At 68.5% G+C, this 13,279-nt stretch carries 11 protein-coding genes and 1 tRNA gene; 3 read left to right on the plus strand and 9 right to left on the minus strand.

The features are described 5' to 3' along the window. The first annotated feature begins 11 nt into the window (after positions 1-11). Complete coding sequence (locus ACH4ZA_RS14015) at positions 12-713, plus strand: SIMPL domain-containing protein (protein WP_398429496.1); 702 nt, start codon at positions 12-14, stop codon at positions 711-713. Between the two features lie 194 nt (positions 714-907). Then, positions 908-2,344 carry a pyruvate kinase gene (gene pyk, locus ACH4ZA_RS14020; RefSeq protein WP_398429497.1) on the plus strand — a complete coding sequence of 479 codons (1,437 nt, stop codon included), beginning with the start codon at positions 908-910 and terminating at the stop codon, positions 2,342-2,344. An 11-nt stretch (positions 2,345-2,355) separates the two neighbouring features. Here the strand turns inward: pyk and ACH4ZA_RS14025 are convergent, their stop codons facing one another. Next, a complete protein-coding gene (locus ACH4ZA_RS14025; protein WP_319276654.1) occupies positions 2,356-3,114 on the minus strand; it encodes a helix-turn-helix domain-containing protein in 759 nt (252 codons plus the stop codon). Between the two features lie 106 nt (positions 3,115-3,220). Continuing rightward, positions 3,221-3,296, minus strand: a tRNA-Leu gene (locus ACH4ZA_RS14030). A 98-nt stretch (positions 3,297-3,394) separates the two neighbouring features. Between ACH4ZA_RS14030 and ACH4ZA_RS14035 the strand changes: the two genes are divergently transcribed. Then, positions 3,395-4,051 carry a response regulator gene (locus ACH4ZA_RS14035; protein ID WP_351677193.1) on the plus strand — a complete coding sequence of 219 codons (657 nt, stop codon included), beginning with the start codon at positions 3,395-3,397 and terminating at the stop codon, positions 4,049-4,051. 80 nt (positions 4,052-4,131) lie between these two features. Here the strand turns inward: ACH4ZA_RS14035 and ACH4ZA_RS14040 are convergent, their stop codons facing one another. The 7 genes from ACH4ZA_RS14040 to ACH4ZA_RS14070 all read right to left on the minus strand — a co-directional run bounded on the left by ACH4ZA_RS14040 (position 4,132) and on the right by ACH4ZA_RS14070 (position 13,239). Continuing rightward, entirely contained in the window at positions 4,132-4,848 is a 717-nt protein-coding gene (locus ACH4ZA_RS14040; RefSeq protein ID WP_319276651.1) for an ABC transporter ATP-binding protein, read from the minus strand. Next, the gene (locus ACH4ZA_RS14045) at positions 4,845-5,720 is read right to left on the minus strand and encodes an ABC transporter ATP-binding protein (RefSeq protein WP_319276778.1); all 876 of its coding nucleotides are present in this window, start codon (positions 5,718-5,720) and stop codon (positions 4,845-4,847) included. Before ACH4ZA_RS14045 ends, ACH4ZA_RS14040 begins: the two co-directional genes overlap by 4 nt. A 5-nt stretch (positions 5,721-5,725) precedes the next feature. Next, positions 5,726-7,558 carry a branched-chain amino acid ABC transporter permease gene (locus ACH4ZA_RS14050; RefSeq protein ID WP_398429498.1) on the minus strand — a complete coding sequence of 611 codons (1,833 nt, stop codon included), beginning with the start codon at positions 7,556-7,558 and terminating at the stop codon, positions 5,726-5,728. Between the two features lie 5 nt (positions 7,559-7,563). Next, positions 7,564-8,493: a branched-chain amino acid ABC transporter permease gene (locus tag ACH4ZA_RS14055; RefSeq protein WP_319276649.1), complete on the minus strand. Its 930-nt coding sequence runs from the start codon at positions 8,491-8,493 to the stop codon at positions 7,564-7,566. 114 nt (positions 8,494-8,607) lie between these two features. Further along, the gene (locus ACH4ZA_RS14060; protein ID WP_398429499.1) at positions 8,608-9,837 is read right to left on the minus strand and encodes a branched-chain amino acid ABC transporter substrate-binding protein; all 1,230 of its coding nucleotides are present in this window, start codon (positions 9,835-9,837) and stop codon (positions 8,608-8,610) included. A gap of 581 nt (positions 9,838-10,418) precedes the next feature. After that, positions 10,419-10,907 (minus strand): PaaI family thioesterase, encoded by a 489-nt coding sequence (locus ACH4ZA_RS14065; protein WP_107444542.1) that lies wholly within the window; start codon positions 10,905-10,907, stop codon positions 10,419-10,421. Positions 10,908-10,959: 52 nt separating this feature from the next. After that, a complete protein-coding gene (locus tag ACH4ZA_RS14070; protein ID WP_398429501.1) occupies positions 10,960-13,239 on the minus strand; it encodes an FdhF/YdeP family oxidoreductase in 2,280 nt (759 codons plus the stop codon). Positions 13,240-13,279: the final 40 nt, after the last annotated feature.

The raw sequence follows: 13,279 nt of genomic DNA on the forward strand, positions 1-13,279 counted from the left end.
AGGTGGGACGTATGACCTCCCCGCAGAACCCCCCTTACGGCACCCCCGACACCCCTCACCTCACGGTCCGCGGCGAGGCCGAACTCGAAGTCGACCCGGAGATCGCCCGCATCGCCGTCACCCTCACCGCCCGCGGCCGCGACCGCCGCACCACCCTCGACGACCTCACCCGCCGCAACGCCACCGCCCTCGACCTCATCAAGTCCTACGGCGACACCGTCGAGAACCTCTCCACCGGCGCACTCACCCTCACCCCCGAACTCGAACCGCACCGCCGAGGCGAACGCGTCCGCACCTACCACGGCACCGTCCGCCTCACCGCCGAACTCACCGACTTCACCGCCCTCGGCGAACTCGCCACCCGCCTCGCCGACCTCGAACTCACCCGGGTCGACGGCCCTTGGTGGGACCTGCGCCCCACCTCGCCGGCCCACCGCACCGCCCGCCGCCACGCCGTCCACGACGCCGTCCAACGCGCCAGGGAATACGCCGAAGCACTCGACACCACCGTCGCCGCCCTCCTCGAACTCACCGACACCGCGACAGGCGGCCCCAGGCCCCGTTCCGCCTTCGACCGCCGCACCGTCCGCTTCTCCCGCGCCGCGGCGGACACCGAACCCCAGGACCCCGAACCCCTCGACCTCGAACCCCAGCGCATCCAGGTCCGCGCCGAGGTCACCGCACGGTTCACCATGAATCCACCGGCCCTGTAAATCCGCCGACGGCGTGAATTCACCCGTTCGGGGAATCCGTGTACCGGGAAAGAATCCCGTGGATATCGGCACGGGCGCTCAAAAGAGCGGCACCCCGCACACTTTAGAAGTTGTCAACAACCCTTCACCCAAAGGTTGTTGAGCAGTCACGTGCCCCCAATTCGCTACCCACCGGTAAGACATAAGCTCGAAACATGCGCCGAGCAAAAATCGTCTGCACCCTGGGCCCCGCAACCGACTCCTACGACCAGCTCAAAGCCCTCGTGGAAGCCGGAATGGACGTCGCCCGCTTCAACCTCAGCCACGGCACCCACGCCGAACACGAGGAGCGCTACCGCCACGTCCGCAAGGCCGCAGACGAAACCGGCCACAGCGTCGGCACCCTCGCCGACCTTCAAGGCCCGAAGATCCGCCTCGGCCACTTCGCGGAAGGCCCCGTACTCCTCGAACGCGAAGACACCTTCACCATCACCGTCGAAGAAGGCATCGCAGGCGACGGCACCCGCTGCGGCACCACCCACGCCGGCCTCGCCGCCGACGTCACCCCCGGCGAACGCATCCTCGTCGACGACGGCAAAGTCACCCTCGAAGTCACCCACGTCGACGGCCCCCGCGTCCACACCCGCGTCGTCGAAGGCGGCGTCATCTCCGACCACAAGGGCCTCAACCTCCCCGGCGTCGCCGTCTCCGTCCCCGCCCTGTCCAAGAAGGACGAAGAAGACCTGCGCTGGGCGCTGCGCACCGGCTTCGACGTCATCGCCCTCTCCTTCGTCCGCAGCGGCCGCGACATCCTCGACGTCCACCGCATCATGGACGAGGAAGGCCGCCGGCTCCCCGTCATCGCCAAGGTGGAGAAGCCCCAGGCCGTCGAGAACATCGACGAGATCGTGGCCGCCTTCGACGGCATCATGGTCGCCCGCGGAGACCTCGGCGTCGAAATGCCGCTCGAACAGGTCCCGATCGTCCAGAAACGCGCCATCAAACTCGCCAAGCGCAACGCCAAACCGGTCATCGTCGCCACCCAGATGCTCGACTCCATGATCGAGCACTCCCGCCCGACCAGGGCCGAGGCCAGCGACGTCGCCAACGCCGTCCTCGACGGCACCGACGCCGTGATGCTCTCCGGTGAGACCAGCGTCGGCAAACACGCCGTCCAGACCGTCCGCACCATGGCCAGGATCGTCACCGCGGCGGAGGAGGACCTCCTCGCCAAGGGCCTGCCCGAGCTGACGGAGAACAACAAGCCCCGCACCCAGGGCGGCGCCGTCGCCCGCGCCGCCGCCGAGATCGGCGACTTCCTCGGCGCGAAGTTCCTCGTCGCCTTCACCCAGAGCGGCGACACCGTCCGCCGCCTCTCCCGCTACCGCTCCCCGATCCCCGTCCTCGCCTTCACCCCGGAACCGGCGACCCGCTCCCAGCTGAGCCTGACCTGGGGCGTCGAGACGTTCCTCGGCCCGGCGGTCGCCTCCACGGACGCGATGGTCGACCAGGTCGACGAGCTGCTGCTGCGGTACGGCCGTTGCGAGAAGGGCGACGTCGTCGTGATCACCGCCGGCTCCCCGCCCGGCGTCTCGGGCTCCACGAACCTGGTCCGAGTCCACCACATCGGCGAGGACGACAGCCCGAGGTAGCCCACCGGGGGTCAGTGCTTGGGGCCTACGTGGGCGTCCATGAGCACTACCGAGGCCTTCTTCGCGATGGAGATGTTGAGGGGTTCACGGCCGCGGGCGAGCGTCGTCCACTCCACGCCGACCTCGTCGAGGGTGTCGGTGAACAGCCGCCGGATGTCGTCCGACCTGTTGGTGAAGAAGTACCGGGGGTACTCGTAGCGCTTGCGTACGCCACCGATGGTCTTCTCGGTCCAGTTGGTGATGCGGCATCCGTCGGAGTGGATGAGGCCGCGGACGAACTCCCAGGGGTGCTCATCGACGATGGCCTGCTGCCACGGTTCGAGCACGATGAGGCGTTCATGCTTCTTGCCGGGGCCGTGCTGGGGGAACAGGTACGGCCAATGGGCGTAGTAGCCGACCACCGACACGCAGCCCTGGGCCTGGACTCGATGCGCCGTGCGTGCGGGATTGACGGCGCGAATGGCGGTCTCGCACGCATCGATGAGTCCCGGCCAGGCATCCGCGCAGGCGATGCGGAGATAGTGCCCGCTACCGCGTGGATGTGCGCTGATGCACCCGTCGCCGAGATAGAGGCCGAGCAGATACGAGTACGCGACTCGGTCGCTCGGTGGTTCGGGCAGTGGGGGTGCCATTCGGGGCACTGGCTCAAGTCGGTCCTGCCAGGAGCGGATTGCGGCGCGGGAGATGCCGGTTTCTTTGCTCACGGAGTTGAGACTGCGGCCCTGCGCAACCAGCGCGAGTGCCCGCTTGCGTGTGCTGACGTCGTACATGTGCCCACTGTGTGAGCGTGCTCGCGACGACACGCAGCAAAAAGCGGATGTTCACCGGAACGGGAACATCCGCTTTCTAAGATCAACCTTGGAAACGAAGGAAAAGTGCCCCAGGTGGGATTCGAACCCACACTGTCCGCTGTTTGAGAGCGGCCTCTCTAACCAAGTTGGAGTACTGGGGCCTTAGAAAGGAAGGAGGACTCCAACCCCTCGGACACCCACCTTACCGCAGCTAGGTAGGCTCTTGTCAGCAGTACCCGCCCCTGAACGAGGAGCCCCCGTGACCGCCCCCGAGTCGCCCCAGCCAGTAGACGCGCCCGACGACGACAAGTCGCACGTGCCTCCGCTGACGACCCGTGTCGTCATCGCCGAGGACGAGGCGCTGATCCGCCTCGACCTCAAGGAGATGCTGGAGGAGGAGGGCTACAGCGTCGTCGGCGAGGCCGGTGACGGTGAGCAGGCGATCGAGCTCGCCCGCGAGCACAAGCCGGACCTCGTCATCCTGGACGTGAAGATGCCCAAGATGGACGGCATCTCCGCGGCCGAGAAGATCGCCGAGGAGCGCATCGCGCCGGTCCTGATGCTGACCGCGTTCTCGCAGCGCGACCTGGTCGAGCGGGCGCGTGACGCGGGGGCGATGGCGTACCTCGTGAAGCCGTTCAGCAAGAGCGATGTCGTCCCGGCGATCGAGATGGCCGTCTCGCGTTTCACGGAGCTGCGGGAGCTGGAGAACGAGGTCGCGGATCTGACGCTGCGGCTGGAGACGCGCAAGCTGGTGGACCGGGCGAAGTCGATCCTGCAGACGGAGTACGGGCTGTCGGAGCCGGCGGCGTTCCGGTGGATCCAGAAGACGTCGATGGATCGTCGGATGTCGATGCAGCAGGTGGCGGAGGCCGTGATCCAGGACGCCGAGGAGAAGAAGGCGGACAAGGGGTAGTCCCCGTGCCGTCCGCACGGCGGCACACGACGAGGCCCGCGCCCGGAGAAGGGGCGCGGGCCTCGTCGTGTGCGGGTGGTTCAGTCCTCGCCGAGGTAGGCCTTGCGGACCGACTCGTCGTGGAGGAGCTTCTGGCCGGTGCCGGACAGGACGATCTTGCCGACCTCCATGACGTGGCCGTGGTCCGCCAGGGAGAGGGCCGCCTGGGCGTTCTGCTCGATGAGCAGGATGGTGGTGCCCTGGGACTTCAGTTCCTGGATGGTGGCCATGATCTTCTGCATCATGATCGGCGAGAGGCCCATGGAGGGTTCGTCGAGCATGAGCAGTTTGGGCCGGGACATGAGGGCGCGGCCCATGGCGAGCATCTGCTGTTCGCCGCCGGAGAGGGTGCCTGCGGCCTGCTTTCGGCGTTCTCCCAGGATGGGGAAGAGGTCGTAGGCGCGCTGGATGTCCTTCTCGATGGCTTCCTTGTCGTTGCGGAGGAAGGCGCCGAGGCGGAGGTTGTCCTCGATGGTCATGCGGGGGAAGATGTGCCGGCCTTCGGGGGAGTGGGCCAGCCCCAGCGAGACGATCTTGTGGGCGGGGATCTTGTTGAGCACCTTGCCGTCGAACTTGATCTGGCCGCCGAGCGGCTGGAGCAGGCCGGACAGGGTGCGCAGGGTGGTGGTCTTGCCGGCGCCGTTGGTGCCGATGAGGGTGACGACCTCGCCTGCGTCGACCTTGAAGGAGATGCCCTTGACCGCCTCGATCTTGCCGTAGGCGACCCTGAGGTCTTCGACCTCGAGCAGTGCGGTCACTTCTCGTCTCCTTCCGTGGTGCTGTGCGCCTCGGCAGCCTCTGCGGCTTCGACTTCGGCGACTTCCTCCGCTCCCGGCGCGCCCTCGAAGGGGGTGCCGAGGTAGGCGGCGATGACGCGTTCGTCGGCCTGGACGACCTCGGCGGGGCCTTCGACGATCTTCTCGCCCTGGACGAGCACGGCGACGCGGTCGCAGAGGTTCATGATGAACCGGATGTCGTGCTCGATGACGAGGACGGCGATGCCCTTGTCGCGGATGGCGAAGATGAGCTCTTCGGCCGCGCGCGTCTCCTGGGGGTTCATGCCGGCGGTGGGCTCGTCGAGGAGGAGGAGCCCGGGGTCGCTGGCGAGGGCGCGGGCGATTTCGAGCTTGCGCTGTTCGCCGTAGGGGAGGTTGCGGGCGAGGTGGTCGGCCTTGGCGGCGAGGCCGGTGAACTCGAGGAGTTCCATGGCTCGTTCGCGGGAGGCGTCTTCGGCCTTCTTGAAGCTGGGCAGGCGCAGGAGCGCGGCCCAGAGGCCTTCGTGGGTGCGGGTGTGGCGTCCGACGAGCACGTTTTCCAGGACGGTCATGTTGGCGAAGAGCCGGATGTTCTGGAAGGTGCGGGCGATGCCGGCCTGGGTGACCAGGTGGGGTTTGGGCGGGAGGACGGTGCCCTTGTAGCTGACTGTGCCGGTGGTGGGGATGTAGAGGCCGGTGAGGCAGTTGAAGAAGGTGGTCTTCCCGGCTCCGTTGGGGCCGATGAGTCCGACGATCTCGCCGCTGTTGACGGTGAGGTCGACGGAGCGTACGGCGGTGAGGCCGCCGAACTGCATGGTGACGCCGGATGCGTCGAGGACCGTGGTGGTCGTGGCGGTTGTCGTGGTGGTGGTCATCGCGGTCACGCCCCTGCCTTGGCGACGCCGGTGGCGCTCTCGGGCAGGCCCTTGTCGTCGGGTACGTCGAGCTGTCCGGTCTCGTGGAATTCGAGCTGCTTCCTGCGGTCGGCGACGAGGCCTTCGGGGCGGAAGCGCATGAGGAGCATGAGCGCGACGCCGAAGAGGAGCAGCTGGTACTCCGCCATGAACTGGAGTTTGGCGGGGATGAGGTAGAGCAGTGCGGCGCCCACGAGCGGCCCGCTGATGGTGCCCATGCCGCCGAGGATGACCGCTGCGAGCAGGAAGGCCGAGTTGGGCGGCACGGAGCCGGCGAACTGGTACTGCTCGGGGGTGACGCTGTAGGAGACGTGTGCCTGCACGGTGCCGGCGAGGCCGGCGAGGGAGGCGCCGAGGGCGAAGGCGAGGAGCTTGAGGCGGAAGCCGTTGATGCCCATGGCGGTGGCGGCCGTCTCGTCTTCGCGGATGGCGACCCAGGCGCGGCCGATGCGGGAGTCGGCGGAGCGGCGGAAGACCGTGACGACGACGAGGGTGCAGAGCAGCATCAGCAGGTAGTAGTTGCCGGAGCGGGTGAGCTCCTGGCCGAGGACGTCGTGGGGGATTCCGAGGTTGAATCCGAAGATCTCCAGGTCGGGGATGTTCGGAATGCCGTTGGAGCCGTTGGTGACGTCGGGTCCGCTGTTGCCGTTGAGGTTGTTCATGGTGATGCGGAAGATCTCACCGAAGCCGAGGGTGACGATGGCGAGGTAGTCGCCGCGCAGCCGCAGGGTCGGGGCGCCGATGAGGACGCCGAAGATCAGTGAGGCGGCGGCGCCGGTGAGGACGGCCGCCCAGAAGGGGAACTGGACGCCGATGCTCGACTGGGGGGAGCCGGAGACCAGGGCGGCGGCGTAGGCGCCGACGCCGAGGAAGGCGACGTATCCGAGGTCGAGGAGGCCGGCGAGGCCGACGACGACGTTGAGGCCCAGGGCGACCGTGGCGAAGATGAGGATGTTCGCGCCGATGAGGGCGAACTGGTCGTTGGTCTGGGTGAAGGGGAAGCAGATCGCGGCGACGAAGGCGGCGGTGAGCGTGACGGTGCGGTGTTTGGCCGTCAGTGCCGAGAGCCGCTTGAGGAGGCCGGCGCGGGTGAGTGCGGTGAAGCTGAACCCGGTGATGATGAGGAAGCCGATGAACAGTTCGGGGTTGTCGGTGTCGATGCCGATGCCGAACGAGAAGACGTAGAGGCCGATGCCGAAGGCTGCGGCGATGATGAGGATCTCCGCCCAGGAGGGGAGTTCCTTGGCGCGGCCGGGTTCGGGTGCGGCGAGGCTGTGGCGGAAGAGTGCCCAGGGGTTCTTCGCGTCGTCGGCGTCGCGGGGGACGTCGGCGGGGAGTGCGAAGGCGCCGATGGCGGCGATGAGGGCTCCGATGGCGGAGACCCAGGCGCCGGGTTCGAGGTTGACGATGCCGCCGAGGACGTAGCTGATGGCGCCGAGGGCGTAGCCGGTGGCGCCGAGGACGCCGAGGCTGGTGGCGCGGGCGGGGCTGTGGGTGCCGCCGGGGGTGAGCCAGCGCAGGCCGCGGATTCCGTACCCGGAGAGGACGAAGAGGATGGTGAGGGCGGCGCCGATGAGGGTGAGGACCTGGAGGCCGCCGGGGTAGCCGGTGATGGTGAGTTTGCCGGGGAACTCGTCGGTCCAGGTCCAGGGGAGGAAGGTGCCGGCGAGTGCGACGGCGGATCCGGCGAGGGCGAGGACGGGGGCGAGGGCCGCGGGCAGGGGGATGAGGGGTGCCGTGTCGCCGGGGGGCGTGTCGACGGCGTCGGTGTTCTTCTGGGTGGGGATGTTGGTGGTCATCGCTATCACGCCCGATCCGCGACGCGTTCGCCGAGCAGGCCCTGTGGCCTGAACAGCAGGACGAGGATGAGGAGGGCGAAGGCCCATACGTCCTTCCAGGCGCCGCCTCCGAAGAGGTCCATGCCGGGGATGTCGCCGATGTAGCCGGTGGCGAGGGATTCGGCGACGCCGAGGACGAGGCCGCCGAGCATGGCTCCGTAGATGTTGCCGATGCCGCCGAGGACGGCTGCGGTGAAGGCCTTGAGGCCCATGAGGAAGCCCATGCGGAAGCCGACCTGGCCGTTCTTGAGGCCGTAGGCGACTGCTGCGATGGCGGCGAACGCGGCGCCGATGGCGAAGGCCATGACGATGATGCGGTCGGTGTTGATGCCCATGAGCTTGGCGGTGTCGGGGTCCTGGGCGGTGGCCTGCATGCCGCGGCCGGAGCGGGTCTTCGTGACGAAGAGGCCGAGGGCGACCATGCACAGGGGTGCGGCGATGAGGACGAAGAGGTCGCCGCGCTGGATGTTGGCGCCGAGGACGTCGATGGGGCCGCCGTCGAACTGGGGGAAGGGGCGGTCCTTCTTGGCGTCGGGGTACCACATCCACACGGCCTGCTGGAGGACGATGGAGAGGCCGATGGCGGTGATGAGGGGTGCCAGTCGCGGGGCGGTGCGCAGGGGCCGGTAGGCGAAGCGCTCGGCTGCGGTGGCGACGGCGACGGAGACGACGACGCCGCCGAGGATCATGAGGGGTATCGCTGCGCCGAGGGCGAAGCCGTCGGGGAGGGTGAGCCAGACGGTGAGGGCCCCGAAGCCCCCGACCATGAAGATCTCGCCGTGGGCGAAGTTGATGAGCTGAACGATGCCGTAGACCATCGTGTAACCGATCGCGATGAGTCCGTACATCGCGCCGAGGATGAGTCCATTGGCCAGCTGTTGCGGCAGTTCGTGCACCGCAGGGCCTCCGTGGAGTGGTTCGGATATGGCGCCGCGCGGGAGCGCTGGTAGGCACTCCCGCGCGGCCTGATCAATGCGTGGTGTGGGGAGGTGTGGTTGCTCCGGCTTCGTTCAGCTGACGTTGGGTGCGGCGCTGTACTCGGGCTTCCACGCGCCACCGGTGACCTTGTAGGCGGTCATCATGTGGTTGGTGGTGTCACCGAACTCGTCGAAGGAGATGGTGCCGGTGACGCCGTCGAACTTGACCTTGGACATGGCGTCGAGGACTGCCTTGCGGCCGTCGGCCGGGACCTTGCCGTCGTTGCCCTCGACTGCGAGCTTGACGGCCTCGATGACGGACCAGGTCGCGTCGTAGGTGAGGCCGCCGTAGGCCTCGTAGGCGTCCTTGTAGCCGGCCGTCTTGTAGTTCGCGATGAACTCCTTGGCGGACGGGAGGTCCTCGACGGGCTTGCCGACGGAGGTGGCGAGGTCGCCTTCGGCCTTCTTGTTGAGCTTGGGGAACTCGCCGGAGTAGATGCCGTCGCCGCCCATGAGGGGGATGTTCTGGCCGCTGTCCTTGAGCTGCTGGCTCAGGGGTGCGGCGGCGGGGTACTCGCCGCCGTAGTACAGGGCGTCGGCGCCGGTCTTCTTGATCTTGGCGACGACGGCGTTGAAGTCGCGGTCGTCGGGGTTCACGTGGTCGGTGCCGACGATCTGGCCGCCGAGCTTGGTGAAGTTCGTCTTGAAGGAGGCGGCGAGGCCGGCGCCGTAGGTCTTCTGGTCGTCGATCAGGTAGACCTTCTTCTTGCCGGCCTTGGAGAAGAGGTACTCGGCGGCGAAGGCGCCCTGGATCTCGTCCGTGGTGGCGGTGCGGAAGAACGTCTTGAACGGGCGGACCGAGTTGCCGGTCTTCCAGCCGTCGCCCTGGGTCAGCTCGGTGCCGGTGTTGGCGGGGGAGACCTGGGTGAGGCCTGCGTCGCTGAAGGGCTTCTGCATCTGCTGGGAGACGCTGGAGTTCAGCGGGCCGACGACGCCGAGGACTTCCTTGTCGCTGATGAACTTCTGGGCGTTCTGCTGGCCGACGGAGGGCTGGGCCTGGTCGTCGAGGGCTTCGATTTTGAATTCGACGCCCTTGACGTACTCCTTCTTGTTGGCGGTCTTGGCGGCGAGGTCGGCGGAGTTCTTGATGCCGAGGCCAAGCGCGGACAGGTCGCCGGTGAGCGGGGCGTCGACGCCGATCACGACGGTGGTCTTGTCTCCGCTGCTGCTCTTGCCGTCGTCGTCACGCGACCCACAGGCGGTGAGTGTCAGCGATCCCGCCGCGAGTGCGGCGGTGATGGCGATGATCGAACGTTGACGCACGAATCAGGTCCTTTCCCTGGCACGGCGGTCCCCCCTGGAACGCGCCGAGTCGAGCGCTGGGCCGAATGGACTTCGAAACCGGTGGCGCGGTGACTGGGCGTGACTCTAGGCGCGGGGAGGGAACTCGGAGGAGGGTCTGACGAAGGCTGTGACGCTCTTGTTATGACACGAGGTAATGCAGAGCGGTACTTGGAGGGTGGAAGAGCGGAATTAAGGCCGATTCGTCCTGTCCACATAGTGAGAACGTGCAGGACGTACCTGGCGGGGTTCAGGTGTCTCGAGCGTTTTGGTAATGACCGGATTTCGTTGCTGGAGGCGACCTGTAGGGCCCCGAAGGGCTTGTGCGCATAGGGCGGGCCGGGGTCGGAACCCCGTTCCTGCATTGCGCGCACATTACGTAGAGTTACGCCAGGGAAAGAAAGTCCGACGTTAAGCGACGCTTTTTCGCGGGGAGTTGCCCGCTCCGCTACGGGGAAATCGGCGGAATGCGGGGCGGGGCGGGTGAGTTGGGTCCGGGCGGGGCGCGCCGCCGGTTCCGGCGCCGGGCGGCACGGGACGCCGGCCGGCGCACCCCGAAGGTGTCAGCCGCCCGAGGGGAGGTGGGCCCCGTCGCCGGCGCGGACGTCGCGCAGCAGGCAGGTCAGCCGGGCGGTGCACACGCGGCGTTCCTGCTCGTCGCTGATCACGATCTCGTAGGTGGCGGTGGAGCGTCCGCGGTGCACGGGGGTGGCCACGCCGGTGACCAGGCCCGAGCGGGCTCCGCGGTGGTGGGTGCAGTTCAGGTCGACGCCGACGGCGATCTTGGAGCTGCCTCCGTGCAGCATGGCGCCGACCGAGCCGATCGTCTCGGCCAAGACCGCGGAGGCGCCGCCGTGCAGCAGCCCGTAGGGCTGGGTGTTGCCCTCGACGGGCATGGTGGCGACGACCCGGTCGGCGGAGGCCTCGAGGATCTGCACACCCATGCGGGTGCCGAGGTGCCCGGCGGAGAACAGGGCGAGGATGTCCACGCCGAGCGCGGCGTACTCGTCGATGACTTCCTGCGGGAACTTCACGTGCTGCTGCTCGCCCATGGGGCCCGGCTCCGTTCGTCGATACAAGTCCGGCGGTGACTTAAGCGAACGCTCAGTCGGTCGCCGATTGTTCCAGACGGACCACGACGGACTTGCTGGCGGGCGTGTTGCTGGTGTCCGCGGTGGCGTCCAGCGGGACCAGCACGTTGGTCTCCGGGTAGTACGCGGCCGCGCAGCCCCGCGCGGTCGGGTAGAGCACCACGCGGAAGCCGGGGGCGCGCCGCTCCACGCCGTCCCGCCACTCGCTCACCAGGTCCACGTAAGCGCCCTCCGCGAGGCCGAACGCGCGCGCGTCCTCCGCGTTGACGAGGACCACCCGGCGGCCGTTCCTGATGCCCCGGTAGCGGTCGTCGAGGCCGTAGATCGTGGTGTTGTACTGGTCGTGCGAGCGCAGCGTCTGCAGCAGCAGACGGCCCTCCGGCAGCCGGGGGTACTCGACCGGCGCGGCGGTGAAGTTGGCCTTGCCGGTGGCGGTGGGGAAGCGCCGCTCGTCGCGCGGGGCGTGCGGCAGGGTGAAGCCGCCGGGCCGCGCCACACGCGCGTTGAAGTCCTCGAAGCCGGGGATCACGCGCGCGATGCGGTCACGGATCGTCCCGTAGTCCTTCTCGAACTCCTCCCACGGCGTCGCGCTGTCCGCGCCGAGGACCCGGCGCGCCAGGCGGCAGACTATGGCCGGCTCGGACAGCAGGTGGGCGCTCGCGGGCGCGAGGCGGCCCCGGGAGGCGTGCACCATGCCCATGGAGTCCTCGACCGTCACGAACTGCTCGCCGCCGTCCTGCAGATCGCGCTCGGTGCGCCCGAGGGTGGGCAGGATCAGCGCGCGTGCGCCCGTGACGACGTGCGAGCGGTTCAGCTTCGTCGACACGTGCACCGTCAGCCGCGCGCGCCGCATGGCCGCCTCGGTGACGTCGGTGTCGGGGGAGGCCGACACGAAGTTGCCGCCCATGGCGAAGAACAGCTTCGCCTCGCCGTCGCGCAGCGCGCGGATGGCCCCGACGACGTCGAAGCCGTGCTCGCGCGGCGGCACGAAGCCGAACTCCTTCTCCAGGGCGTCCAGGAAGGCCCGGGCGGGCCGCTCGAAGATGCCCATGGTGCGGTCGCCCTGCACGTTGGAGTGGCCGCGCACCGGACACACGCCCGCACCCGGGCGGCCGATGTCGCCGCGCAGCAGGAGGAGGTTGACGACTTCGCGGATGGTGGGCACGGAGTGCTTGTGCTGGGTGAGGCCCATCGCCCAGCAGACGATGGTGCGCTTCGAGGCGAGCACCATGCGCAGGGCCTCCTCGATCTGCGCGCGCGGGAGGCCGGTCGCGGCGAGCGTCTCGTCCCAGTCGGCGGCGCGGGCGGCTTCGGCGAACTCCTCGAAGCCGTGGGTGTGTTCGGCGATGAACGCCTCGTCGAGCGCGCCGTCGGTCTCTAGGACGAGCTTGTTGAGGAGGCGGAAGAGGGCCTGGTCGCCGCCGATGCGGATCTGCAGGAACAGGTCGGTGAGCGCCGCGCCCCTGACCATGCCCTGCGGCGTCTGCGGGTTCTTGAAGCGCTCCAGGCCGGCCTCGGGCAGCGGATTGACGCTGATGATCTTCGCGCCGCCCGCCTTGGCCTTCTCCAGCGCGGAGAGCATGCGAGGGTGGTTGGTGCCCGGGTTCTGCCCGGCGACGATGATCAGGTCCGCCTGGTGGAGGTCCTCGAGCAGGACGCTGCCCTTGCCGATGCCGATGGTCTCCGAGAGCGCCGAACCCGACGACTCGTGGCACATGTTGGAGCAGTCCGGCAGGTTGTTCGTGCCGAGTTCGCGCGCGAAGAGCTGGTAGAGGAACGCGGCCTCGTTGCTGGTGCGGCCCGAGGTGTAGAAGACGGCCTCGTCGGGGGAGGCGAGGGCGGCGGTCTCCTCGGCGATGATGTCGAAGGCGCGCTCCCAGGTGACGGGCTCGTAGCGGTCCGCGCCCTCGGGGAGGTACATCGGGTGCGTGAGGCGGCCCTGCTGGCCGAGCCAGTAGCCGCTGCGGCCGGCGAGGTCGGCGACGGTGTGCGCGGCGAAGAACTCGGGGGTGACGCGGCGCAGGGTCGCCTCCTCGGCGACCGCCTTCGCGCCGTTCTCGCAGAACTCGGCGGCGTGCCGGTGCTCGGGCTCGGGCCAGGCGCAGCCGGGGCAGTCGAAGCCGTCCTTCTGGTTGACGCGCAGCAGCGTCAGCGCGGTGCGCTTCACGCCCATCTGCTGCCGGGCGATCCGCAGGGAGTGGCCTACGGCCGGCAGGCCCGCCGCCGCGTGTTTCGGCTCGTCGACGAGCGGCGCGTCCTGGACCGGATCAGCCTTCGGCGGCTTCGTTGCCATCGCACGCTCTCCTTCGACCTGCCATGGGTGCGGTTCGCAT

The sequence above is a fragment of the Streptomyces sp. NPDC020597 genome (assembly GCF_044335095.1).
Taxonomy (GTDB): domain Bacteria; phylum Actinomycetota; class Actinomycetes; order Streptomycetales; family Streptomycetaceae; genus Streptomyces.